At 57.5% G+C, this 24,222-nt stretch carries 28 protein-coding genes; 13 read left to right on the forward strand and 15 right to left on the reverse strand.

Annotated features, from left to right (window positions below; translation table 11 throughout):
- Window positions 1-471 precede the first annotated feature (471 nt).
- From AC07XF_RS13150 to AC07XF_RS13190, 9 genes are all read left to right on the forward strand, one after another.
- The gene (locus AC07XF_RS13150) at window positions 472-1,899 is read left to right on the forward strand and encodes an APC family permease (RefSeq protein WP_495026824.1); all 1,428 of its coding nucleotides are present in this window, start codon (window positions 472-474) and stop codon (window positions 1,897-1,899) included.
- Window positions 1,900-1,993: 94 nt separating this feature from the next.
- Window positions 1,994-2,728 carry an SDR family NAD(P)-dependent oxidoreductase gene (locus AC07XF_RS13155; RefSeq protein ID WP_495026825.1) on the forward strand — a complete coding sequence of 245 codons (735 nt, stop codon included), beginning with the start codon at window positions 1,994-1,996 and terminating at the stop codon, window positions 2,726-2,728.
- 90 nt (window positions 2,729-2,818) lie between these two features.
- Complete coding sequence (locus AC07XF_RS13160; protein ID WP_495026826.1) at window positions 2,819-3,727, forward strand: NAD-dependent epimerase/dehydratase family protein; 909 nt, start codon at window positions 2,819-2,821, stop codon at window positions 3,725-3,727.
- 62 nt (window positions 3,728-3,789) lie between these two features.
- Complete coding sequence (locus tag AC07XF_RS13165) at window positions 3,790-4,683, forward strand: polysaccharide deacetylase family protein (protein WP_495026827.1); 894 nt, start codon at window positions 3,790-3,792, stop codon at window positions 4,681-4,683.
- A gap of 342 nt (window positions 4,684-5,025) precedes the next feature.
- Window positions 5,026-5,289 carry a YtcA family lipoprotein gene (locus AC07XF_RS13170; protein WP_495026828.1) on the forward strand — a complete coding sequence of 88 codons (264 nt, stop codon included), beginning with the start codon at window positions 5,026-5,028 and terminating at the stop codon, window positions 5,287-5,289.
- Window positions 5,290-5,304: 15 nt separating this feature from the next.
- Window positions 5,305-6,357, forward strand: coding sequence for a multidrug transporter subunit MdtN (gene mdtN, locus AC07XF_RS13175; protein WP_495026829.1), 1,053 nt, complete (start codon window positions 5,305-5,307; stop codon window positions 6,355-6,357).
- Entirely contained in the window at window positions 6,354-8,411 is a 2,058-nt protein-coding gene (locus AC07XF_RS13180; RefSeq protein WP_495026830.1) for an FUSC family protein, read from the forward strand. Before mdtN ends, AC07XF_RS13180 begins: the two co-directional genes overlap by 4 nt.
- Window positions 8,408-9,868 (forward strand): efflux transporter outer membrane subunit, encoded by a 1,461-nt coding sequence (locus AC07XF_RS13185; RefSeq protein ID WP_495026831.1) that lies wholly within the window; start codon window positions 8,408-8,410, stop codon window positions 9,866-9,868. Before AC07XF_RS13180 ends, AC07XF_RS13185 begins: the two co-directional genes overlap by 4 nt.
- Window positions 9,869-10,114: 246 nt before the next feature.
- Complete coding sequence (locus AC07XF_RS13190; RefSeq protein WP_495026832.1) at window positions 10,115-11,338, forward strand: patatin-like phospholipase family protein; 1,224 nt, start codon at window positions 10,115-10,117, stop codon at window positions 11,336-11,338.
- 216 nt (window positions 11,339-11,554) lie between these two features.
- Here AC07XF_RS13190 and AC07XF_RS13195 read toward each other — a convergent pair whose 3' ends face one another.
- Together AC07XF_RS13195 and AC07XF_RS13200 are read right to left on the reverse strand one after the other, a co-directional pair.
- On the reverse strand, window positions 11,555-11,749 hold the full coding sequence (locus AC07XF_RS13195) for a hypothetical protein (RefSeq protein ID WP_495026833.1): 195 nt from the start codon (window positions 11,747-11,749) through the stop codon (window positions 11,555-11,557).
- A gap of 92 nt (window positions 11,750-11,841) precedes the next feature.
- Complete coding sequence (locus AC07XF_RS13200; protein ID WP_495026834.1) at window positions 11,842-12,684, reverse strand: NAD(P)H-binding protein; 843 nt, start codon at window positions 12,682-12,684, stop codon at window positions 11,842-11,844.
- A gap of 179 nt (window positions 12,685-12,863) precedes the next feature.
- Here AC07XF_RS13200 and AC07XF_RS13205 point away from each other — a divergent pair, with 179 nt between their 5' ends.
- Complete coding sequence (locus tag AC07XF_RS13205; RefSeq protein WP_495026835.1) at window positions 12,864-13,520, forward strand: TetR/AcrR family transcriptional regulator; 657 nt, start codon at window positions 12,864-12,866, stop codon at window positions 13,518-13,520.
- Between the two features lie 37 nt (window positions 13,521-13,557).
- Here the strand turns inward: AC07XF_RS13205 and AC07XF_RS13210 are convergent, their stop codons facing one another.
- The 7 genes from AC07XF_RS13210 to AC07XF_RS13240 all read right to left on the reverse strand — a co-directional run bounded on the left by AC07XF_RS13210 (window position 13,558) and on the right by AC07XF_RS13240 (window position 18,456).
- Window positions 13,558-13,842, reverse strand: a complete 285-nt coding sequence (locus tag AC07XF_RS13210; protein WP_495026836.1) for a hypothetical protein — start codon at window positions 13,840-13,842, stop codon at window positions 13,558-13,560.
- Window positions 13,843-14,047: 205 nt separating this feature from the next.
- On the reverse strand, window positions 14,048-14,278 hold the full coding sequence (locus AC07XF_RS13215; protein ID WP_057714650.1) for a hypothetical protein: 231 nt from the start codon (window positions 14,276-14,278) through the stop codon (window positions 14,048-14,050).
- 129 nt (window positions 14,279-14,407) lie between these two features.
- Window positions 14,408-14,629, reverse strand: a complete 222-nt coding sequence (locus AC07XF_RS13220; RefSeq protein WP_495026837.1) for a hypothetical protein — start codon at window positions 14,627-14,629, stop codon at window positions 14,408-14,410.
- Window positions 14,630-14,732: 103 nt separating this feature from the next.
- On the reverse strand, window positions 14,733-15,812 hold the full coding sequence (modC, locus tag AC07XF_RS13225; RefSeq protein ID WP_495026838.1) for a molybdenum ABC transporter ATP-binding protein: 1,080 nt from the start codon (window positions 15,810-15,812) through the stop codon (window positions 14,733-14,735).
- A 3-nt stretch (window positions 15,813-15,815) separates the two neighbouring features.
- Window positions 15,816-16,496 carry a molybdate ABC transporter permease subunit gene (modB, locus tag AC07XF_RS13230; protein ID WP_495026839.1) on the reverse strand — a complete coding sequence of 227 codons (681 nt, stop codon included), beginning with the start codon at window positions 16,494-16,496 and terminating at the stop codon, window positions 15,816-15,818.
- Window positions 16,497-17,264, reverse strand: a complete 768-nt coding sequence (gene modA / locus AC07XF_RS13235; RefSeq protein ID WP_495026840.1) for a molybdate ABC transporter substrate-binding protein — start codon at window positions 17,262-17,264, stop codon at window positions 16,497-16,499.
- A gap of 124 nt (window positions 17,265-17,388) precedes the next feature.
- Window positions 17,389-18,456, reverse strand: a complete 1,068-nt coding sequence (locus AC07XF_RS13240; protein WP_495026841.1) for an NAD(P)H-dependent flavin oxidoreductase — start codon at window positions 18,454-18,456, stop codon at window positions 17,389-17,391.
- A gap of 213 nt (window positions 18,457-18,669) precedes the next feature.
- Between AC07XF_RS13240 and acuI the strand changes: the two genes are divergently transcribed.
- Window positions 18,670-19,653, forward strand: a complete 984-nt coding sequence (acuI, locus tag AC07XF_RS13245; protein ID WP_495026842.1) for an acrylyl-CoA reductase (NADPH) — start codon at window positions 18,670-18,672, stop codon at window positions 19,651-19,653.
- On the opposite strand, the gene ada is transcribed toward acuI, so the two are convergent.
- From ada to AC07XF_RS13270, 5 genes are all read right to left on the reverse strand, one after another.
- Window positions 19,654-20,718: a bifunctional DNA-binding transcriptional regulator/O6-methylguanine-DNA methyltransferase Ada gene (gene ada / locus AC07XF_RS13250; RefSeq protein WP_495026843.1), complete on the reverse strand. Its 1,065-nt coding sequence runs from the start codon at window positions 20,716-20,718 to the stop codon at window positions 19,654-19,656. It abuts the gene before it with no gap.
- Window positions 20,719-20,805: 87 nt separating this feature from the next.
- Window positions 20,806-21,486 (reverse strand): DNA oxidative demethylase AlkB, encoded by a 681-nt coding sequence (gene alkB, locus AC07XF_RS13255; RefSeq protein WP_495026844.1) that lies wholly within the window; start codon window positions 21,484-21,486, stop codon window positions 20,806-20,808.
- A complete protein-coding gene (locus tag AC07XF_RS13260) occupies window positions 21,476-22,180 on the reverse strand; it encodes a 2OG-Fe(II) oxygenase (RefSeq protein WP_495026845.1) in 705 nt (234 codons plus the stop codon). Before AC07XF_RS13260 ends, alkB begins: the two co-directional genes overlap by 11 nt.
- A gap of 117 nt (window positions 22,181-22,297) precedes the next feature.
- Window positions 22,298-22,465, reverse strand: coding sequence for a hypothetical protein (locus AC07XF_RS13265; RefSeq protein WP_007985513.1), 168 nt, complete (start codon window positions 22,463-22,465; stop codon window positions 22,298-22,300).
- Between the two features lie 37 nt (window positions 22,466-22,502).
- Window positions 22,503-22,805 (reverse strand): DUF1883 domain-containing protein, encoded by a 303-nt coding sequence (locus AC07XF_RS13270; RefSeq protein WP_007912251.1) that lies wholly within the window; start codon window positions 22,803-22,805, stop codon window positions 22,503-22,505.
- A 201-nt stretch (window positions 22,806-23,006) separates the two neighbouring features.
- Here AC07XF_RS13270 and AC07XF_RS13275 point away from each other — a divergent pair, with 201 nt between their 5' ends.
- Complete coding sequence (locus tag AC07XF_RS13275) at window positions 23,007-23,363, forward strand: hypothetical protein (protein WP_310058875.1); 357 nt, start codon at window positions 23,007-23,009, stop codon at window positions 23,361-23,363.
- A gap of 72 nt (window positions 23,364-23,435) precedes the next feature.
- The gene (locus tag AC07XF_RS13280; protein WP_495026846.1) at window positions 23,436-23,666 is read left to right on the forward strand and encodes a hypothetical protein; all 231 of its coding nucleotides are present in this window, start codon (window positions 23,436-23,438) and stop codon (window positions 23,664-23,666) included.
- An 11-nt stretch (window positions 23,667-23,677) separates the two neighbouring features.
- Here the strand turns inward: AC07XF_RS13280 and AC07XF_RS13285 are convergent, their stop codons facing one another.
- Window positions 23,678-23,959 (reverse strand): hypothetical protein, encoded by a 282-nt coding sequence (locus AC07XF_RS13285; RefSeq protein WP_495026847.1) that lies wholly within the window; start codon window positions 23,957-23,959, stop codon window positions 23,678-23,680.
- Window positions 23,960-24,222 lie beyond the last annotated feature (263 nt).

Consider the following 24,222-nt stretch of genomic DNA (forward strand, 5'->3'; position numbering starts at 1 on the left):
GCCGAACGCAGCCTCGCGGGCTCGGCAGCTGCTACAAAGGGTGTCGCGGCTGAAATTGCTTAACTGACTGGCATTAGCCAAAACGAATGAGCCGTTCTTGACCGGGACTTACTTCGCTAATTCAGATTCAAACATCGGAAATTTCTGATGGTAGGTATTTTTTGGCTGTTCCTATACTGGCCTCCCACCCCCATTCAGAGGTTTAAGCATTACAACGGGTCGCGCACATGGCTACGCAGTTGAAGTGACTGCTGGCGGCTGAAAAAATAATTCCCGACTGGAGGGTTTTCCTGGAGGGCGATAAAGAACAAGAAAGCTGTAAGTCAAATCTGAATAAGCTGCTGGTGTTTGGCTTGTTCGGGTTTTGAGTATCTGCATTTTGCTTAGTTGAATAATAAGAACGGCGCTCAAATCAACTCGGTTGGTTTGACGCTAGAACATCTTCTATAGCTATTAATCAGAGCCTGAAAAATGAACTTCTATGAAATCATCGGCTATGACCGTGACGGAACTGTTCGTGATCTGGATACGGCGCTAAACAAGGGAACTCTAACTACCAGGGATGTGACGTTTTCGGCGCTGGGCTTCAATGCGCCTGGCTGGATCGCGGCCTCTTCGATGTCGATTCTTTACTCAATATCCGGCCACCGCGCACCACTGGCCATTTTGATTGCTTACTTCTTTCCAATGCTGGTCATGGCGTTCTGCATGATCTCACTCACTCGCCAGGCACCGTCGGCGGGTGGCGTCTTCACATTCACCTCGCGATTTCTGCATACCCGTGTAGGGACCATTCTCGGTTGGGCGTACTCCGTTGCCTGCATGGCAGTGATGGCCATGTGTGCAATCATCGGAACCGAATATATACAGGCGCTGTTCCCGGTGTTGGCGGGCCCACTTAACGCAAAACTGATCGGGACGGGGATGGTTCTGATCTTCCTGGCCATTTCCTGCAACGGCGTCAATGCCACAGCCAAAGTAGCCAGCATATTTCTGATTTTCGAGATCAGCGTTGTAGCCGGGCTCGGGTTGATGGGGATCATCAACCCTCAGGTTCCAGACTTGTCAGTTATTTCCATGTACACGCTGGAAGGGGCTGGTAGTTGGTCCGCGATCGGGCCGGGGGTGCTGTTCGGTGTATGGATGCTCGCCAACTTCGATTCGGCGATCAACTATATCGAGGAGTCGCGTGTTCCGGTTCGGACTGTACAACGCTCCATGCTACTCGTTCTGACTTCGGCATTTGTCATTTACAGTCTGGCGGCGATTGGCTGGCAGTACGCAGTGCCTGTAGAGAAATTGGCGGCCATTATCGAAGACGGCAACGGTGGGCCGATCGCCGCTGTGGCAAATGTCTACTTGCCACCCGCCATGGCCTGGATCGCTTTATTCGTCGTGATCACTTCGGCATGTGCCGGATTGCAAATTTCTTCGAGTGCGGCGGCGCGTACGCTCTATCGAATGAGTGAGGAAGGGCATCTGCCAAAAGCGCTTCGCTCAGTCAATAAAACGAGATCGCCATGGCTGGCCAGCGTTATCGTCTCGACCCTCGCTATTTCACTGCTCTGGTGGAAGCCACTGGACAAGATCTCGTGGTACTACGATGTCGTGACCATCACCCTGGTGATGTCCTACATGGCCGCTATCGCAGCATTTATTGTCATGACTTTTCGCCGTCAACGTTTCGGTATGGCATTGGCACTGTCGATCCCGGCTGCGCTGGCAATCCTCGTGCTGGGATACATCGGTTATACCGCCGGGGCCAATCCGGTTTCGCCCGAGGATCAATACACCGCCTGGTACCTTGGCGCGCTGACCATCCTTTCTGGCGCGCTGATTCTGCTTTGGCAGTCGCGAGTTTCCAGGCAAGCCGTACTCACTCCAATGCAAGAGTCTTGATTGCGAAGTTAACGCATGCGGTCAATGTTGCAGCCTGCGTTAACCGGATATTGGCGCCTGCGTGCGATGTTCATTTAAAACCATGGGTGAACTTATGAAGCGTGTTGTCGTAATTACAGGGGCAGGAAGGGGCATTGGGCTGGCAATTGCCAAGCGTTTTGCTGCAAGTGGCGATCATTTGGTACTCAACTACTTCGACGTCAAGGATCAACTGGACGCAGTGATACGTATTGCCCAGGACAACGGTGGCGATGGGATCACTGTTCAAGCTGATGTCAGTCATCCCGAAGCGGCAGCCGGAATCATCCGCGAGGCGGAGAACCGCTTTGGGCGGGTCGATATTCTTGTCAACAATGCCGGCAGGCTGGTTTCGGCGACAGTCGCGCAGACGACCTGGGCACAGTGGGAACAGATGATCAGCACCAATCTCGGCGGGACCTGGGCCTGCATGCAGGCTGTGTTGCCGGGCATGCTGGCACGCGGTCAGGGGCGGATTATCAATATCAGTTCCGAGCTGGGGTTGATTGGCTTTCCGACCTACGCCGCGTACTGCGCCTCCAAGGGCGGGGTGATCGCGCTGACAAAAGCGGTTGCGAAGGAAGTTGCCCCTCAAGGCGTATTGGTGAATTCGGTGGCACCGGGGCCGATTGAAACGGACATGCTGATCAACGACACCATTGAATACAACGACGAGACGCGCGCGACAATTCCATTGAAACGCTTCGGAAAGCCGGACGAAATTGCGGCCATGGTCGAAGCTCTGGCCGGGCCCGCGGGAGATTATATGGTTGGACAAGTAGTCAGCCCCAATGGCGGGGCCGCGATCTAGTTGAGTGTCGTGCAATTAAACTTCACTGAGTCATGAGTTTCCCAGTCAAATAAGTGGCTCTGATTTTTCTAATAACAAGAAGGGTACAAAATGAGCGCTGTGATGATTACCGGTGGTTTGGGCTATGTTGGCAGGTACCTGACTAAAAAGCTCAGCGAGCAGGGCATTAAGGTGGTTAGTTACAATCGTGACTATTCAGAAGCCAAGTCGGAGTTCATGACCCCTGTACAGGGTGAGTTGTACGATATTCCCAGGATCGTCAGAACCATCCAGGACTTTGGCGTTGATCGTATTATTCATACGGCGGCGATGTCACATCCCGACTTGTCCATAGATTTGCCGATTACGACAGTAGCAGCAAATATCGATGGCACCATTCATTTGCTTGAGGCAATGCGCCTGGCGGGTATTAAAAGGCTTATCAATTTTTCTTCTGAAACGGTGTACGGGCATTTCGAGGGTGTGATCAATGAACAAACACCGACTAATCCAACCACACCCTATGGTGTAACCAAAGTTGCCACCGAGCATTTTGGCCGAGTCTACAATGATCTCTATGGTATGGAAGTGACCTCGCTGCGAATTGCGGAAGTGTATGGCCCTGAAAATAAAATGCCGCAGGTTCTCAGGGATATACTTAAAACGGTTCATCGGGGTGAAAAATTTGTCTTGCCTACCGGCGGCGACCATCGGTTCCATTATATTCATGTGGAAGATGTAGTGCGTGCCGTACTGATTGCGGCTGAATCCAGAGATACGAAGGGCGGCATATTTAATATTGCCGGTGATCGCTCCTGGACGCTGCATGAGTCCGTCGAATTGATCAGGAAAATAATGCCTGATGCCCGCATCGAAATCGGCGATGGCTACTGGCATCTCGATCGGCATGGGGAATGGGACCTGAGTGCTGCGGAGCGGGAGTTGGGGTATCGAGCGCAATGGTCGCTGGAAAAAGGATTGACGCATTACTCCGATTGGCTGCGCGATCACGAGTATTGATATCGGGATTGCTCGCTGTTCTTGGTGAATCAATGATATTCAGCAGCCATCGGTGATTAAGCATGATTGAAAACCCTATTGTCTGGCCAAATGGCGCACGCTGTGCCGTCTCCTTTACCTTTGATATGGATGCCGACAGCATTTTGCATGTGGCACACCCCAAGGATTCAGCAACGCGAGTTGCCAGTATTTCAATGCTGCATTACGGACCGAAGGTGGCGATCCCAAGGATCCTGGAAACCTATCGACGTTTCGAGATTAAACAAACGTTCTTCATCCCGGCCTGGTGCATCGAGCAATACCCCAAGGCCATTGAAGCGATCGTCGAACATGGGCACGAAATTGCTCACCATGGTTACATACACGAACATCCAAACGAGCTGACTCGAGAAGAAGAAGCTTATTGGCTCGATCGTGGTTGCGACACCATCAAGCGCTTCACGGGCCAGGCACCGCGAGGCTGGCGGGCTCCCCTCTACAATATGTCAGAGCACTCGGCTGACTTGCTGATCGAGCGAGGTTTCAGCTATGACGCCTCATTGATGGGGGATGATGTTCCTTATCTGTTGCGCACAGGTGCTGGAGAGCTGGTGGAGTTGCCCTCCAGCTGGGCACTGGATGACTGGCCACAGTACATGCACAGTATCGACCTTGATTTTCAGATGCCGATTCAGTCGCCGCAACGCGCCGTAGAGGTTTTCAAGGCCGAGTTTGATGCAGCATGGGAGTATGGCGGCCTTTTCATACCCGTCTGGCATCCTTTCCTTTCCGGTCGTTTGTCACGATGGCATGAAGTTTCGAAATTGATCGAATACATGATGGTAAAAGGCGATGTCTGGTTTGCACCTATGGATGAGATCGCGGCGCATGTTCAGCGTAGTGTCCGCACCGGCGTCTATAAACCGCGAATCGACAGCCTGCCTTACTATCAGGGACCGGTTAAGGCAAATAAATAACCGTCCTGACGGTGAATACATCCTGCGCATCGGGTGTTTGCTGTAGAGGTTGGGGAGGTGACCATCGATGGATGGTCGCCACTCTGCCTGAATGATGCTTTTTTACTTCATTGGGCCTGGAGAGCGCGGATCAGTTTTTTCCGGCTTTCGGTGTGACAAGGTCTGTCGGGTCTGTTTGAATCGCTTGAGCGATCCAGGTACTACTATCAACTTCAGATCAGGTGCAACACTTGGGGGCCTGGGTCCAGCCGATGTGGCTGGCCAAAAATTAGCTACATTTCCACGAGGCCAATGTAGATAGCATTTGCCAAATGCTGCGTAGCAATGGGGGTGGAAGCTCAAATGAGCCGTAAACACGACGTGTTGGCACTATGGCTGATTGTTCCGCTATCGGGCTGTTCCAATGCTCCCTCGATACCCGTTTTGGGTGCCTATTTCCCCGACTGGCTGTTCTGCATCCTCGCTGGCATGCTGCTGGCCTTTCTACTCCAGATATTGCTAACACGGTCAGGCTACGCAGCCTGGCTGCAGCCGTCAGTTCTGACTTATCCTGTTTTGACCGCGTTGCTGGCGATGAGCACTTGGCTGCTGCTTTTCCAGAATTGACCGGGGACTTGCATCATGGGCGATATCGCTGTGAACAAACTGCCTCGGCGTTTGATCGTTCTCGCATTGCTCGCCTTGACGCTGGTGATGCTGCTGTGGGTGGTCTGGCGGTTGGAAACCACCCCGCGTACCGATGACGCCTACGTTTATGCCGACACCATAAACGTCACTCCCGAGGTGAGCGGCAGCATCGAAGAACTGCCCGTGCGCGAGAACCAACAAGTGAAACAGGGGGACGTACTCCTGCGCATCGACGCACGGGTGTATCAGGACGTGCTGGACCAGGCTCAAGCCTCGCTGCAAGCGCTGAACAAGGAAATCATTCTGAGCCAGCGTCAGGTTGATGCCCAACAGTTCAACTCCGAAGCGGTGAAAGCCAGTGTCGAACGTGCCAAGGCCGCCGCCGCACAGAGCGCCGACACATTGCGGCGCATGGAACCCTTGCTGAAACCTGGCTATGTCTCCGAGGAGCAAGTGGACCAGGCCCGTACCGCCGCCAAGAGCGCTCGTGCCGAATTGAACGCGGCGCTGCTACAGGTCAAACAAGCGGCCGCTGCGGTCAGCGGGGTCGATGCACTGGTGAGCAAGCGTGCGGTGATACAGGCAGAGATAGCCCGTGCCGAGCTGGACCTGGAACACAGTGTGGTCCGCGCGCCCTTTGACGGGCTCATCGTCGGCCTGACCACTTCCAATGGTCAATTCGCCGCTGCGGGTCATCCCCTCTTCAGCCTGATCGATACACGTCGCTGGTATGTGGTGGCAAACTTCCGCGAAACCGAACTGGACAAGATCCACATTGGCAGCCGCGCCACCCTTTACCTGATGGGCGACAGCCGCCAGTCGTTCAGTGGCACTGTCGATTCCATTGGTTTCGGCGTGTTCCCCGATGACGGCGGCGCCCAGGCTGCAGGGCTGCCGAAGGTCGCGCGGACCATCAATTGGGTGCGGGTGGCACAACGCTTTCCAGTGCGCATTCGCGTCAATCAACCCGATCCGAACCTGTTTCGCATTGGCGCATCGGCCGTGGCGCTGATCCATGCCGGTCAGGATGGGGATTCGCCGCAATGAGCGTTGCGCCAACATGGGAGCGACGCTTCTGGCGCTTCCTCGACGCGCAGCTTTCGCCCTTTCCGGGGCGGGGCAACGCACTGTTGCGCAACGTGCTGGCCTGCGCTCTGGTGATCATCCTCTCCATGAGCCTGGAAGTGCCGCTGCTGGCGCTGTCGCTGATTATCGTGTTTTTCGTCAGTCAAAGTAACCTGATGCTCACGCGCATGGTCGGCATCCTGTTCATGGTCAGTGCAACCATTGCCGTCGGTATTGCCATCCTCTTGCTCAAGTTCACCTACGGCTACCCGTTGCTGCGCATCCTCTGTGCGAGCGTGGTGTTCCTCATCAGCATGTTCGCCATGCGCGCAACGCGCCTCGGCCCACTGTTCTTCGTGGTGGCCATCGTCACGATTTATGTGCAGAGCCTGGTGGACCTCAATACCCAACCGGAGTTGCTACTGCGGGCCTGCCTGTGGGTGTGGATGGCGGTGGTCTACCCGATCCTGGTGACCTTGCTGGTTAACACCTTGTTGTTGCCGAAGGAGCCTCAGCGGCAATTGCGCGAGACGATGCGCAGGCAACTGGCGCAGGTCGAAATACGCCTGGCCGCGTTAGGGGAGGGGCATCCGGATACGACGCGGATCAGCGCGGTAGAAGTCCAGCAGGGGTTGCTCAGCCTGCACAAACTATTGAAGTACGCCAGCATGCGCGGCTCAGTGAAAGGCCCCCGCGAGATCGACCAACTGGCGTTGATCACCTGCGTTTCTCGTTTGTATGCGGCGGCTGCCGCGCTGGTGTCCAACGGCAATGACACTGAGGCCCTTGTTGCGTTGCGTCAGGATTGCGCGGCCCTGGCCGCAGCCATCGATAACGACACCTTGTTGCAGCCACGAGTCCTGCACAGTGGAGCCTTGCAGCGCTTGCTGGCCCCCCCTGCGCTGGAAGAAATGCGCGATGCCTTGCGCGCCTTGGCCGTTACCGAACATGCCACGCCATCCAGTGCTCCGACAGCCAAGGAGCCCTTGCTGGTACGCGATGCTTTCAGCAACCCCAATTACCTGCTCTTCGCCTTCAAGACCTGGCTGGCCACGCTGATTTGCTACGTGTTCTACAACGGCGTGGACTGGCCGGGTATCCACACGGTGATGCTGACTTGCGTCATCGTTGCCTTGCCCAGTCTCGGCGCCTCGACCCAAAAGGGCCTGCTGCGGATCGGAGGCTGCCTGGTGGGCAGCGCACTGACGCTGTTGTGTATCGTCTTCGTTGTCCCGCACATCGAGACGCTGGTCGGCCTGCTAGCCATGAGCCTGCCGGTGATTGCACTCGGTGCATGGGTGGCCGCAGGCTCCGAACGCATCAGCTACGCCGGTCTGCAGATCATGTTTTGTTTCGCTCTGGCCTTGCTCGAACAGTTTGGCCCGAGCATCGACCTTACGGAAATCCGCGACCGGCTGGTGGGTATCCTGTTGGGCGTGTTGGTCAGCACCCTGGTGCACGGCGTGCTCTGGCCGGAAAGCGAAGGCGACGGCCTGCGCCGGCGTCTGGCCGAAGTCCTGCACGGGATTGCCGCGCTATTGCGTTCGCCGGCGCTGGAACCTGGAGAACCGTCCGACCGCCTGCACGGACAGAGCCTGCGCAGCTGGAGCCAGCTCGCCGAGTGCGAGGCCATGCTGGCACGGGTGGCCCTGGAGCCCGGCTGGCATCAGGGGGAGCATGAGGAGCTGACACTGTTCACCCAGACGCTACTGGCCAAATCACGGGAAATCCTTCTGCTGACCGGACAGTTGCAGCGCAATCGGATAGCGCTCAATGCGCAGCTCCACGCTCCAACGCAGCGCTGGCTGGACGAGCAGCAACAACAAATGGGCGACTGGCTGGAGCGCTATGCCGCACATCTGCAAACCCGGGGCACAGCGTTGGAGGTCTTGCCGGCACTCGGCATTATGATGACTGGGAGTGATGCGAACGCCGAAGCCCTGGCACATGACCTGCGAACGCTGCACCACCTGCTGGACTCGCTGCCGGACTGGCAACACGTTGAGCCAGGTGCCCTCCCGGAGCCGAGCCCATGAGTAGACAACTGCATTGTGCATGGCTGCTTGGCCTGTACCTGGTACTGGGCGGCTGTGCATTGATCCAGGAAGAAGGCAGCCTGGCACCGCAACGGGACCCGGCTGAACTTCGTCTGGCTGACGACCTGCACCTGGCCCGCGACGGCTGGCCCGAGGCGCGTTGGTGGATGCGATACGAAGATCCCCAACTGAACCAACTGATTGAAATGGCCTTCACCCAGGCTCCCGGCATCGCGATTGCCCGCAGTCATATCGACCAGGCTCGTGCCCAGGCCGACACCGTGAAATCCTTGACTGGCGTGCAAGTCCAGTTGATCGCGCTGGTCAATCGCCAGCACGTCTCCGCCAATGGCTTTTTGGGGCCGTTCGCCCAGAACGAACCCGCCCTCGGGCTCACCGGCCCTTGGTACACCGAGGGCGTGGTGGGCCTCGGCGGTGTCTACCAAGTGGATCTCTGGGGGCGTCAACGAGCCCAGGTAGACGCTGCCTTGGGCGTGCATAATGCGCGTCAGGCCGAAGAGGCATGGGTCGAACTGGAGGTATCCAGCAATGTGGCCATGCTGTATTTCCAGATCCAGACGGCACAGCAGCTACTCGACGACTTGCAGCATATGTCGGCCATTACTGCGGAAGTAGTGGCCGCGCACCAGGCGCGTATCGAACGTGGCCTGGAGTCGCAGCCACTGAAACAGCAGGCGTTGAGCAATCAGGCGCTGATCGATCGCCAGGTTGTCTCCTTGCGCAGTCAGGTATGGCAACTGCGCGAGGCCATGCGAGCGCTACTCGGCGTGGGAGCCGACGTCACCTTGCCGCTGGCACCGCGCGCGTTACCGGAGCATGTTTATGGGGTACCCGATAGCCTGGGTTACGAACTGTTGGCAAGGCGACCGGACCTGCAGGCCTTGCGATGGCTGGTGCAAGCTTCCTATTCGAACATAGACGCGGCCAAGGCGGCCTTCTATCCAAGTTTCGATATCAAAGCCTTCTTCGGCGCCGACGCCCTGCACATGGGCGATTTGTGGGCCCATGGCAGCCGGCAGATCAACCTGATACCGGGGCTGACCCTGCCTGTTTTCGACGGAGGTCGCCTCAATGCCGAACTGGCCAATGCCCGCAGCTTGAGCAATGGCCTGGTGTATCAGTACAACCAGGCCGTACTGGATGCCGTGCGCGATGTCGCCGTGGCCGGTAGCAAGCAGCAGGCATTGGAAACGCAGGAGCAGTTGCAACAAACGCGCATCGGCAATATGCGTTTCAATCGCGACAGTGCCACGGCGCACTACCAGCGCGGTCTGCTCGACAGGGTTACAGCGCTTGAGTCGAATCTGCCGCTGCTGGCCGAGCACAGCGGCCTTGCCTTGTTGCAGGGGCAGCGGCTGGAAAGCGAAGTTGCCCTGATCAAGGCGCTGGGTGGTGGCTATCACTCCAGCAAAACAATTGCATTGCAGGAAAATTGAGCCTCGCTTGAAGCCCTGGATTGAATCACCCCTTAACCTGGAGATTTCAAGGGCTTTCGTATTGAACCTGAAGCACGCGGCCAATGAGTTTTTTTATCATGTAAAGGGGCGCAATATGAACTGCCTGGCGTTCGAATGACATGTCGCAGTCGGCTGGCGTGTAGTCATCTCGGGCACCATGGGTAAGGACTTTCCCGGGTGCGATGAGCGCACTTGCTGTCAACTGCAGGGGCCGGAGGAGGCGTTTTGAAACCATTCCCGCTCAGACCAGGCGCCTCAACTCTGAACATGTTCCTGCAAGGGGGCTTGCCACGCCGTGATGCTGTACCGCAAACGTTAACGGAAAAAGCGGTCATCCCGGGCATTCCCAATGCTCGCTACTGGCTGGACAACGACCTGTCGCTGTTCATTCAGGATGCAATTGAGGGCAACAAACGCGAGAGCGAGGCTCTCAACAGGGCTGGGAAACCGAACAACATCCTGCCGCTGGCAAGTATGCTGGCCGTTTCGGGAGGCGGTGACGCCGGCACATTCGCAGCGGGACTCATTACGGGGTGGACCAAGCATGGGACTCGCCCCATGTTCAAGGTCGTCACGGGCATTAGCGCGGGCGCCCTGGTCGCCCCGTTCGCCTACCTGGGATCCGCGTACGACGAGGTCATTCGGTATATCGCCAACGCCATCGGTCCAAAAGACGTTTTTCGTTCGCGAAACGTGCTAACCCGTCTTGCCAGCGACGGTATAGCGGACAGCAAGCCACTGGCGCGGCTCATTACAAAGTACGTCACTGCGGAGATTCTTGCGGCGATTGCAGCGGAGTACGCCAAAGGACGAATCCTGCTGATCGGCACAACCGACCTTGATTCAGGGCGGCCAGTCACCTGGAACATGGGCACTATTGCCTCTAGCAAAGCACCGGGAGCGCTCGACCTCTTCCGCAACATCATGATCGCGTCGATGAGTATTCCCGGCGCAGTCTCACCCGTCATGATCGATGTAGACGTTGACGGCAAACAGTTTCAGGAAATGCACGTGGACGGAGGGGTAATCACTCAGGTGTTCCTTTATCCGCCTGGCACCAAGATGGCGTTGAACAGGGCCACCGGAGCACCTTTGCGACTCGAACGTCATTTCTATGTCATTCGTAATGGGACACTGGAGCCGCAGTGGTCCGGGACGAAACGCCGTACATTGAGCATCGGCGGTCGAGCCATCAGTGCATTGATTCAAACTCAGGGGATCAGCGACCTGGAGCGAATTTACCGTATGGCGCAGCAGGACGGAGCGGATTTCAATCTTGCGTACATTGGCTCCGACTTCTACTTTCCGCACAATCAGAAATTCGATGGCGAGTACATGAGGCGTTTATTCGATTACGCTTTTCAACTCAGCGCGAAGGGCTATCCGTGGCATAAATCGCCGCCGAACGAGAGTACGCGAGAGAGACCTGGTCCTCTGGTACCCCTATGAGCAGTGCACCAAAGGCCTGGGAACGGCGCAAGTCGACGAGGTGACTGCACGAATGCTCGGAGTCGCCGCATCCAACCAGGGAACAGGGTTCGTGATGGAGGGTGGTATCCGGTTGGTGAAATGACAAGGTCAAGGGTTTGCGAGCGAACGCTGATGCAAACCCTTGTTTGTTTCTGCTGCATTACTTCTGTCTTGATCGTGGTTGTCTGATGCTGCTCAGGACTCCGGGTCTGCCTTGCGGCGATCGTTGCCGGTTGGGTTACCGGTATCGATCAGTCTTCTTTCCAGCAATACGTTTTCCAAGGCCTGGCGGTCTGACGGGTTCAGTTGATGCTCGCGTTCCTTGAGCTCCAACAGGATCGGGCTGGACCACTGGCGATAGGTTTGTTCGGCACTACGATTAGGTGACATGGGTTCCTCCTTGATCAGGCTCCTGCCAATTAAGGTGCCGCAGTTCGATACGCCAAAAACCCTAGTCGACGAAGCCTGTTCTCGCCAATGCTTTACGTCGGACTTCCATTTTCCCAGACGCCCGCAGCCGCCGTGCGCTTAACGTAGTCGCTAAAGTCGCGCGCCGGCCGACCCAGTGCCCGCTGTACGCCATCGGCCACGGGCGTGTTGCGGCCGTCGAGCACAGTCGTGAAGAGATACAACACCAGATCGATCAGTTGCGGTGGGAGTTGTTCCTGTTCCATTGCCTGTCGATAGGCGTCCGGTGGTACGGCCACGAAATCGATCTTGCGACGGGTGGAACGGGCAATCTCGGTCACGGCTTCGGCAAACGTCAGTGCCCGGGGGCCGGTCAATTCATAGAGCCGGTCTGTGTGTCCGGGTTGGGTCAGTGCTGCGACGGCACACTCGGCGATGTCTTCTGCATCGACGAAGGGCTCGGCGACCTGGCCGACGGGGAGAGCGAGTTCGCCTTGCAGGATAGACTCAAGAAAGTGCGCCTCACTGAAGTTCTGGCAGAACCAACTGGCCCGCAGAATCGTCCAGTCAATCCCGCTATTCTGTATGACACGTTCGGCCTGTTCCGCTTCTATTTCGCCGCGCCCGGATAACAATACTAATTTGCGGATTCCGCTTTTCACCGCCAGGTCGGTGAAAGCCTGGACGGTTTCAAGGGCGCCCGGAACGGCAAGATCAGGTTGAAAGCAAATGTAGGCCGCATCAACACCCTCAACCACGGCGTCCCAGGTTGATCGATCTTCCCAGTCGAAGGGGGGATTGGCGTCGCGGGAACCCCGGCGGACGGGCAGGCCGGCCGCTTCGAGTCGTTGTGTGATGCGCCGTCCGGTTTTGCCGGTGGCGCCGAGGACCAGCATGATTGGTTGATCGGTTTTCATCGCGTACATCTCCATCGGTTAATGTGAGTGATGCTCACGTTTAAAAGATGATAGATGCTCATGTTTTGCCGTCAACCCATCAGACCGAATTCCCCGACGTGTGGGCATCTATTATTGGGCGTGGGGAATGGCGATGCTAAGGTGAGTACATGTCACGTTATTGATCGGGAAATTCCCTCGTGCGCAAAAAGCCCTCTGAAACCCTCGAACAGCCTGCTACAGAAGCTGTTCGGCGTAATCCCACACAACAACGTAGCCGCGAGCGTCAGGAGCGGATTCTGGCTATCGCCACCCAATTGATTGCTGACAAGGGTAGCGATCAACTCAAGATGAGTGAAATCGCCGAGCGCTCCGAGATCTCGATCGGTTCCCTTTATCAGTATTTCCCCGACAAGAGTGCCGTCATCCGGATGCTGGCCGAACGCTACAACGCTGAGAGCCGTCGTTGCATTACCGAGGCAATGGAAGCTGTCGAGGATGCCCAGGGCTTGCATGCCGCCTATTCGCAGTTGCTCGATCAGTATTACGAGATCGTGATGGCGACGCCGGTGATGCGTGACATCTGGTCCGGCATGCAAGCCGACAAGCAGCTATTGCAGCTGGAGCTGGAAGAAAGCCGGGTTGCCGGGGCGCTACTGGCCCAGGCCATGCTTCGCGTATTCCCGCAAAGCGATGAGCAACAGGTTCAGGAATCCGCGTTTTTGATTTGGCACCTGGGCGAGGCAACCATGCGGTTGGCTGTCACTTGTATGCCAGAGGAGGGGGGCGCACTGGTTGAGGCGTTCAAGCGTATGTCCCTGCGCGAAATCATGGAGCCAGCGTGCAGGGACATCTAATCGCAGTAAGTAAAAGCTGTGCGGCTATTTCAATTCCCTAAACAAAAGGTTGGCCGGCAAAGCCACGCGGTAGTCGTTGCGGGCCGGCCATCGCGGTCAGTCGCTCGATCCAGGCTGAACGCCAGTTATTGGCGGTGTGCACGGCCTTGGCTTTGCGTGCTGCGCGGCGGGCAGCGTTGCGTTCGGTCTTGCGTGCTTCTTTGTATGCGTCAGTGTTTCGGCAGCTCCTGCATTTCACGCGATTGAGTTCGCGGGTGGATACGAGGTTGTTGCCGTTGTGACCGCAGGCCAGGTGCCCGCTGACTTTGAAATGAGTGACCATTGGAACGTCTCCTTCGTGACGTGTGATTGGTTGACCCCACGTGAGCAGTGACGTTCGATTGGTTTTGGACAACAAAAAACCCAGCATCAGGCCGGGTCGTGGGAGAGGGTGAAAGTCAATCAGGCAGCCGGACGCTCGGAGACGTCAACGTCACCGATCATGCGGCCAATCAGGCCTTGTCCTCGCAGCGAAAATCCGTGACGGATCATCTGAACCGAGGCAGAGGCCGGTCGACAGGTTTGAGTGATGACAGCGTGTGCCGAATCAGCGGCGTGTCCTTCTCGATGTCGTTCAGGCGATCACGAATTCTGAGGGCGGTGGGGTGCCCGCCTTGATGATCGACCCAGTCGGCGATTTCCTTGCAAGCCGCGGCCAAGCGGGCCTGACGCGAGTCCAGCAAGGTGAGCAGGGTGGTGATGGACTCTTTTTCGGACATGGGAAACACCTCCGTTCAAGAAACCTGGTCATGGCAGCAAAAAGCCCGCCTGGGGCGAGCTTTCTGCCGGAAGGGTTACTGATCCTTCAGCCATTTCAGTATAGACCCGTTAAAAAATGGTGACGGCCGTCAACTTTGTCGGGCTGTCACTTGTGATTTAGCGTTCAACTGGCGGCAAACACGCACGGCGTCTTCTTCAACATCGTAGCCATCTCCGATAAAGCCTTGGGTGCGGGTATCGGCGATGCGATACCAGACCGCGGCTTCCGGTGGCAGGTGGTCATTTTCACCGGCACGGCGGCCATGGATGATGATCTTGTTGCAACGCCTCACAACGAAAATGTCTTCCATGGCGTCTCCGCAGCGGATTCGTGGTCAGTTCAACTATAGAAGCCATTGGTGATCGTGCAAAAAATAGGCAAGTTAATTCGTCGGTTCAGGCGTGTCGGCGGATTTACGCCAGCACCGCTACCGCTTTTATTTGCGCCCAGAGTTGCTGGCCAGGGTGGACGTTCAGTTGATCGCGAGAATATCGCGTGATTCGCGCGAGCAACGGCGTGCCTGCGGCGTCCAGGCGAATCAGCACGTGAGCGGCGTTATCGGCGCTCATTTCACTGACCACCGTGACCGGCAGACGATTGAGAATGCTGCTTTGCTCGGTACTGTGCAGGCTCAGGCTCACATCCCGCGCCTGGACTTTGCAGCGCAGTGCCTGGCCCACCTCCAGCGGCGTATGCGGCACACGGATGTTGAGGGTGGTGTTGGGCAATTGCAGGCTCAGCAGTTGATAGTCGGCATCATAGGCGCTGACGCGACCTTCGATGACCACACCGGCGTCGTCCCCCATGGCCAAAGGCAAGTCGAGGCGCGCCAGGGTTTGGCCGATCGGACCGCTGGCCAATGCCTTGCCGTTGCTGAGCAACACGATATGGTCGGCCAGCCGCGCGACCTCATCCTGGGAGTGGCTGACATACAGCACCGGGATGTCGAGTTCGTCGTGCAGGCGTTGCAGGTAGGGCAGGATTTCACTTTTGCGTTGGGCATCCAGCGCGGCCAGTGGCTCGTCCATCAACAACAGTTTCGGGCTGGTGAGCAAGGCGCGGGCGATGCCGACGCGCTGTCGCTCGCCGCCTGAAAGGTGTTGAGGGTGCCGGTCCAGCAAATGGCGGATGCCCAGCAATTCGGTAGCGTGGGCCATGTCGACCCGACGCTGCGGCTTCGGGATGCGCTTGAGGCCGAACTCCAGGTTGGCCAGTACCGACAGATGGGGGAACAGACTGGCTTCCTGGAACACGTAGCCCAGCGCACGTTTGTGCGGCGCGACGAAAATCTTTTTTTCGCTGTCTTGCCAGACTTCATCGTTGACCTGGATAAAGCCTCGATCAGCCCGTTCCAGGCCGGCGATGCAACGCAGGCAAGTGGTCTTGCCCGAGCCGGAGTGGCCGTAAAGCGCAGTGACGCCACGACCCGGCAGCTGCAGGTCGACGTCCAGGGCGAAGCCCGAGTAACCCAGTTTCAGACGCATTTGAATCATCGGTCAGCTCCAGCCCGCTTTGGTTTTGCGGCTGGAATACAGCGCCAGCAAGACGGCAAACGAGAACACCAGCATCGCCCCGGCCAGCCAATGGGCCTGGGCGTACTCCATGGCTTCGACGTGATCGTAGATCTGTACCGAGACCACGCGGGTCTTCTCGGGAATGTTGCCACCGATCATCAGTACCACGCCGAACTCGCCGACGGTGTGGGCGAAGCCGAGAATGGCCGCGGTAATGAAACCGGGGCGGGCCAGGGGCAGCGTCACGCTGAAAAAGCTGTCCCAGGGATTGGCCCGCAGCGTCGCGGCCACTTCGAGAGGGCGCGTGCCGATTGCGGAAAAAGCGTTTTGCAGCGGTTGAACGACAAACGGCATCGAATACAACACCGAACCGATGACCAGCCCTGCAAAACTGAAAGTGAGGGTGCCAAGGCCGAGTGATTGGGTGAACTGGCCAATGAACCCGTGAGGGCCGAGCGCCAGCAACAGATAAAAACCAATCACCGTCGGCGGCAGTACCAGGGGCAGGGCGACAATCGCCCCGACCGGGCCGCGCAACCAGGAGCGGGTGCGCGACAGCCATAACGCAATCGGAGTACCGACAATCAGCAGGATGACGGTCGTCAGTGACGCCAGTTTCAGGGTCAGCCAAATAGCGGAAAAGTCGGCACTCGATAGCGACATTTAGATTTCGTAACCGTAGGACTTGATGACAGCTGCCGCTTTCGGCCCTTTGAGGTAGTCAACCAGTGCCTTGGCGGCCGGGTTGTCCTTGCCCTTGTTGAGAATCACGGCGTCCTGTTTGATCGGGTCGTGCAGGCTGGCCGGAACGATCCAGGCCGAACCGCTGGTGATCTTGCCGTCCTTGTAGATCTGCGACAGGGCGACAAAACCCAGCTCGGCGTTGCCGGTGGAGACGAATTGGTAGGCCTGGGTAATGTTCTGGCCTTCAACGATCTTGTCTTTGACCTTGTCGGTCAGACCTTCCTTGGCCAATACCTGGGTAGCTGCCAGGCCATAAGGCGCGGCCTTCGGATTGGCGATGGACAGGTGCTGGTATTGGTTCTTTTTCAGTACATCGCCCTTGGCATCGACATAACCTTCTTTGGCCGACCACAGCGCCAGGGTGCCGACTGCGTAGGTAAAGCGTGAACCCTTGAGGGTGTCGCCTTCGGCTTCAAGTTTTTTCGGTGTGCTGTCGTCTGCCGAGAGGAACACTTCGAACGGCGCGCCGTTTTTGATCTGGGTGTAGAACTGGCCGGTGGCGCCAAAAGAGGTGACCAGTTTATGCCCGGTGTCTTTTTCAAAATCAGCGGCGATGGCCTGGATGGGCGCGGTGAAGTTGGCAGCTACGGCAACCTGGACTTCGTCCGCCTGGGCTGAGCCGAAGGCGAATACGGCGATAAGGCTCGCGAGGCAGGCAGGGGCAAAACGTGAGGCACGAATGGTCATGAAACGGCTCCGTTAAAGGCAATTGCGGCAGGGGTAAATCGTTATGTACATAAATATATAGCGAATTGCCTTTGAACGGAATGTGTTGTCATGAAATTGTATACAACTTTAAGGAAAGTGATGCTCAGAGGCGACCTAGCAGTCTCGCTAATCCTTCTTCAGCCAGTTTTCTAGTCAGTGCCTCGGTGGTCAATTCGACCCCGAGGGTAAAGGCCTGACCGGCCCAAAGGTTGCTGAAGTCTGCTTCACCTTTGGCCCGCAGAGGCATCAGCGCGCCACCGGCAAGGGGGAAGGCCGGGGCCTTGGCGCTCATGGGGCCCAGTTCACGCATCACCCGATTAAGGATGCCCCGGGCCGGGCGACCGGTGAACACGTTGGTGACGGCCGTCTCGCTTTCCTTGGCGGTGCGCAAGGCTTTGTGATGGGACGGGCTGACCTTGGCCTCTGGCGTGAACAGGTACGCCGTTCCCACCTGTACCGCCGAAGCGCCGAGCATGAAGGCGGCGGCGACACCTCGTGCGTCAGCGATGCCGCCGGCGGCAATCACGGGCACTTTTACCGCATCGACGACTTGCGGCACCAGGGCGAAAGTCCCCACCTGACTGCTCAGGTTATCGCTGAGAAACATCCCGCGATGGCCTCCGGCCTCAAAACCCATGGCAATGATTGCATCGCAGCCATGCTGCTCCAGCCACAGGGCTTCTTCGACGGTGGTGGCCGAGGACAACACTTTCGCACCGGTGGCTTTCACCCGGTCGAGCAGGGATTTTTCCGGCAGGCCAAAGTGAAAGCTCACCACTTCAGGGCGAAACGCTTCGACCACTTCACAGGCCGCGTTATCGAACGGTGCCCGATTGGACACCGGTGTTGGCGCATCGAAATCGGCGCCAAGTTCCTGGTAGTAGGGTTGCAGCAGGTTTTTCCAGTCCTGCGCGCGTTGCTCATCAGGAGCTGGAGTTTGATGACAGAAAAAATTGACGTTGATCGGGCGCTGGGTGTGTTGGCGGATCGTTTTCAGCTCTTCGCGCAGTTGATCCGTGCTGAGCATCGCCGCTGGCATCGAGCCCAGGCCACCCGCATTGCAGGCTGCAATCACCATGGCCGAGTTGTTGGCTCCGGCCATCGGCCCCTGAATGATCGGCAGTTCGATCCCGAGCAGGTCAAGAATGCGGGTATCTGGCCATTGGTTCATGTGCTGTGTTCTCCGACGTTGAATCCGGGCAGGGACGCTAGAACAGGATTTGTAACGCAACGATTGGCGCAAGGCCAGTCGTCATTTCAGTTCGCCGGGCTTTCTTCAGCGCTCGATGGGATGGCTGATTGGCTTAAAGTCGAGTACGACAATTTGTTGCCATGTGTTATTTCAAATGCACCACCACCAGACTGATTCCATTGAGAGGCCGTAATGTTCAAAGGTATTTTGATCGACAAAGACGACAGCGGTTACCGGGCCACACTGCAAGAGATCCAGGACGATCAGTTACCCGAGGGCGATGTCACGGTGCGTGTTGCCTACAGCACGCTGAACTTCAAGGATGGCCTGGCAATCACCGGCAGCAGTCCGGTGGTGCGCAAATTCCCGATGGTGCCGGGCATCGACCTGGCCGGTGTCGTCGAAGTCAGCGGGCATCCGGACTACAAGGTCGGTGACGCAGTCCTGCTCAATGGCTGGGGCGTGGGTGAAGGGCATTGGGGTGGCTTGGCGCAAAAGGCTCGCCTGAACGGTGACTGGCTGATTCCGTTGCCCAAGGCATTCAGCGCCGCCCAGGCGATGGCCATCGGCACGGCGGGCTACACGGCCATGCTGTGCATCCTGGCTCTGGAGCATAACGGTGTGACGCCTGAGCAGGGCGAAATCCTGGTCACCGGCGCCAACGGTGGCGTCGGCAGTTTCGCCATCGCATTGCTGAGCAAGCTCGGCTACCGGGTGGTCGCGTCCACCGGACGCACCTCGGAGCACGACTACCTGAAGCAACTGGGCGCTGGCGAAATCATCGACCGTGCCACGTTGTCCGAACCAGGCAAGCCATTGGCCAAGGAGCGCTGGGCGGCAGTCATCGATTCGGTCGGTAGCCATACCCTGGCCAATGCGTGCGCCAGCACCAAGGCCAATGGCACCGTCGCGGCATGCGGTTTGGCGCAAGGCATGGACTTTCCGGCGTCCGTTGCACCGTTCATTCTGCGCGGTGTGACTCTGGCCGGGATCAACAGCGTGACCCAGCCCAAAGCCAAACGTGTGGAGGCCTGGAGTCGACTGGCCAAGGACCTGGACTTCAACCTGTTGCCGCTGATCAGTCACGAAATCGGCTTGAGCGAAGCCATCGAAGCCGCGCCGCGCTTGCTTGCCGGGCAGTTGCGCGGGCGCGTGGTGGTGGATGTGAATCGCTGATTACTGCGACTCGCGCTCCAGCAACTGGCGTTTGCGCTCGACACCCCAGCGATAGCCCGACAGATTGCCGTCGCTGCGCACCACGCGATGGCACGGGATCGCGACTGCCAGGCTGTTTGCGCCGCAGGCTTGAGCCACGGCGCGAACGGCTTTCGGCGAACCGATGCGTAGCGCGACATCGGCGTAGCTCGCCGTGCTGCCGACAGGAATCTCCCGCAGCGCTTGCCAGACCCGTTCCTGAAACGCGGTGCCGCGCACGTCCAATGGCAGATCCAGGCCAATCGCCGGGGCTTCAATAAAGCCGACGACCCTGGCAATCAACGTTTCGAACTCCTGATCGGCGCCAATCAAATTGGCGCGCCGGAATTTGTCTTGCAGATCACAGACCAATTGGTGCGGATCATCGCCGAGCAGGATCGCGCATACCCCGCGTTCACTCTGCGCCACCAGAATCGCCCCCAGAGAACACTGGCCGACGGCAAAACGAATATCGTTATTTTGACCGGCCGCGCGGTAGTCCCCGGGTTTCATCCCGAGCAGTTGGTCTGCCGCTTCATAAAAACGGCTGTTGGAGTTGAAACCGGCGTCATACAGGGCATCGGTCACCGAGCCGCCGTTCGCCAGCCGCTCGCGAACCTTGCGTGAGCGGTGAGCGTCGGCGTAGCCCTTGGGCGTCAGGCCGGTGACGGCTTTGAACACGCGATGGAAGTGGAAGCTGCTCAACCCTGCCGCATCGGCCAATTCGCCCAGGGCCGGCAGCGATTCCGCGGTTTCGATCTGGCGGCAAGCGGCGGCCACCGTCGCGGCATGTTGTGCGGCGAGTTCGCTCTGATCTTTTGTCGCGCGCTTGCTGGGACGATACCCCGCGGCCTGGGCCTGTTCGGCGCTATCGAAGAATTCGACATTGTGTGGTTTGGGCAAGCGCGCAAGGCTGCTGGGATTGCAGTAGATGCCTGTCGTCTTCACGGCATAAACAAACTGCCCGTCAGCCTTGGGATCACGCGCGACAACGGCGGCCCAGCGCGGATCGTTTTCAATGGTGATCTTGGTCGATTGGGTTGTCATGGCGTCATGTCCTTTGAGTGGTTGACTACACCTTAATCACGGGGCAATACCCACGCACTCCGGCGCTTGCGGTCAAATTCGAAGCCTTTATCCGGCGGTACGGAACGTGAAATTGATGCGTTGCCCGCCGAGTCTCGGGTGATGGCCATCCTTGATCGGCAACACACCGTGATAACGCAGGCGATCCACCCCACCCCAGACCACGATGTCGCCATGCAGCAGGGGAACGCGTTGACTTTCGTCGCTGCGTTTAAAACCGCCGAACAGGAACATCGCCGGCAAGCCCAGCGATACCGAAACGATGGGGGCGGCGTAGGAATATTCGTCTTTATCTTGATGCAATGACATTTTTGCCCCGGGGATGTAGCGGTTGATCAGGCAGGAGTCCGGCGCAAAATCGGTGAACCCTGCTGCCAGTGCCGCCGCTTGTGCCAGTTGGAGAAACACTTCGGGCATCATTGGCCAGGGCTGACCGGTTTGTGGATCATCAAGGGTGTATCGATAACCGCTGCGGTCAGTGGTCCAGCCGAATGTGCCACAACTGCTCAGGGCTACCGACATGGTGAAGCCGCCGGGCGTGACCATCTGCCGAAACGGCGCGGCCGCCAGCACCGCCTCCAGGGCGGGCAGCAAGCGCTCCAGCCAGGGTAGGGCGAAGCCTCGCAGCACGTATGACTGTTCGCCGATCTGCTCGCGCCTGGGCTGTTGCTCGGGCTCTGCATCGGCAAACAGATCGAAAGTCAGCGGATTCATGGGCTCATAGCGCATCGTGAAAGATGATTCCAAGGGTATGCCGTTTACCGCTGTGCAGGCGACTCACGCCGTGGCGCAGGGTCACGCGGTAGTAACCGCGAGTCCCTTTGACCGGCCGTTGGTTGACCGCAAAAATCAATCCGTCACCTTTCTTCAGGCCGATGACCATCGGGCGTGACTGCATTCGCGGGCGCTGTTCTGTCAGGACAAATTCGCCGCCCGTGAAGTCTTTATCCGGGTCTGACAGCAGAATCGCCACTTGCAGCGGGAAAACGTGTTCACCGTACAAATCCTGGTGCAAGCAGTTGTAGTCCTGCGGACCATACTGCAGCAATAACGGTGTCGGACGGTTCTGACCAGCGGCATGACAGCGTTCGAGGAAGGCTTGATGAGACTCAGGAAAAACAATGGGCAAACCCATTTGCTCATGCCAGCGATTGGCGATGGGCACCAGTCGTGGGTAGAGCGCGTTGCGCAAGCGGGCCACAAGTTCCGGCAATGGGTAGCTGAAATACTTGTACTCGCCTCGGCCGAACCCGTGGCGAGCCATCACCACGTGCGAGCGAAAGGGCTCGGCTCGGGGGTACAAGGCGCTGACTTGCTCGCAAGCCTTGTGGCTCAGCAGTGACGGGATGACGGCGTAGCCGTCCTGATCAAGTTGCTGCTCCAGCCGGGGCCAGTCCAGCCTGTCCATAAATTGCTCGCTCATTGCCGGACCTCTGGTTATTGAGGTGGCCAGTCTAGAAAGCAACAATAAAACAGGCACTCCGGCGCTTGCGGTCGAATTGCAAGTGGGAGCCGACGTCCATTGTCGCTCCGGATCGCGTTACAGCGCTTTACTGACGCTGATTTCGCTGATGACGTCGTCCTGTCCATGAATGGCATCCAGCGCCGCTTTGGCTTCTTCTGCGGTACCGTTTTCAAGCTGGGCAAACTCGAAGCGACGCTCGCCGTTGAGTTTGTATTTGATGACGTACTTGGTCGTTTGGGCCACGGTCGTATCTGCCTGTCTTGTGTTTCGGGTGTGCTGATCAGCTCAGTTTCGTGCTGGAACGGCGAATGATTTTGATCGAGTGCGTCAGGGTGGGCTTGCGCGTCACGCTGATAGCGCGGCGGTTGACGGTATCGATCGTGATGTTCCAGAAACCGGTGCTGGGTGCGGTGATGCGGGCCGGAAACGTGTCGAATGCACCGCCGTGATAGGTGTGACGGCCGCCATTTTTAAAGCTGCGGAAGTTGGCGTCGTTCATCAAACGAATGTTGCACATTTGGGAGCATTGAATGACGACAATGTCGTCTTCATTGAGGTGCTCGCGCTGATGGATAAATTTCATGAGGCGCCTCCAGAAGGGCTTTTTCTACAAAATCAAAACGATAGCATGGGCGATTGGCGCAGTTTATCAGCCCGAACGCCTGATTATCCGGCCGCTTTGACAATAAAAAACGCTTATTTCACGTTTGATGAGCGATAAAGCAGTTTGTCTCGGAGAAAAAACGCATCTGCGCTGTCCGAGCCTCTTTATCGGAGGATTTGTATGAAGTGGGGTTTGTGGTTGTTGCCGATGGCATTGACGATGAGTGGTTGTGCGAACGTCTCGGAAATCAACGAGTCCCTGCCGACGATGAACGTGATTTCTGGCAAGAAGCCCCATGAGTACGCGCAATGTCTGAGCGAAAAACTCGCCGAAAGCCGTGGCGCCTTGCAGATCGAGCCGCACAAGGATGGATTGCGTGTGATCGTGCCACTCAAGTATTCCTCGGGCCCGTCTGCCGTATTCGACATTGATGAACGCTCGGGCGGCAGCAGCATCAAGCTGCACGAGAGCATGTCCAATGTCCCGGTGCGTCCAATGGACGTACAGAATGCTGCCAACGAGTGCATTTCCGGCTGATAGACTATCGACGATCAGCACCGATGCCGCCAAAGCCTTGCTTTGGCGGCATCGTTATTTCTGGAGTCGAATATGAAGCGAGAGCAGGTCCGGGAGCGCCATGCAGAGGGGCTCATCTGCGCCACTCATGTGATTCAGAATCCGGCGGAGCGGGGCGAATGGATCGTGTTTTTCAAGAAAAGCGCAGGGCGCAGCTATTTCCTGGTGGATGACAATGATGAAGTCGAGTCCTTCAGTCGCCTTGATGATCTGATCGATACCGTACGCGGACTTGGAATCAAATTCGCCGAAATCCATTTGTAGGGCGCGGCGCCTTACTTACAGATCACCACGACGCTGCGGCTCTTGTAGTTACCGATGTCGGCGCCGAGTGTCTTGTCGCTCTCCTTGAGCGAGGGCGTGCCATCGGTTCCGACAATTCTGTAGCCGGTGCCTGCACAGGACGCGTCGGCCTTTTCGTAGCACGTAGCCCAGGAATTGGCTTCCCCGGAGCAGTTAATGGATAGAGCTTGCTCTCCGCTGCCCAGGTAGGTTTCTTCCGACGTTGCGCAGCCACTCAGGGCCAATACCGCTAGCAAAGGCAAAATTTTATTCATGGTTTGATCATCGTCAGGGGGGGCTAAGGCTGAGACAGCGCCGGACTCAAAAGGTTATAGCCAAAGGCCACTTCTTTTTCGGTGTTCATAAGAAAGGTCCTTCACACATTCCCGGGAAACTGTAGGAGCCAGCTTGCTGGCGATGGACCCAAGTGCACCGCGTTTATCCAGTTCACACGCGTTATCGTTCACGACCATCGCTGGCAAGCCAGCTCCTACAAGGGGTCATGCCCACGCTGAAACTGTAGGAGCCAGCTTGCTGG

The organism is Pseudomonas sp. GW821-FHT01C01 (assembly GCF_059422645.1).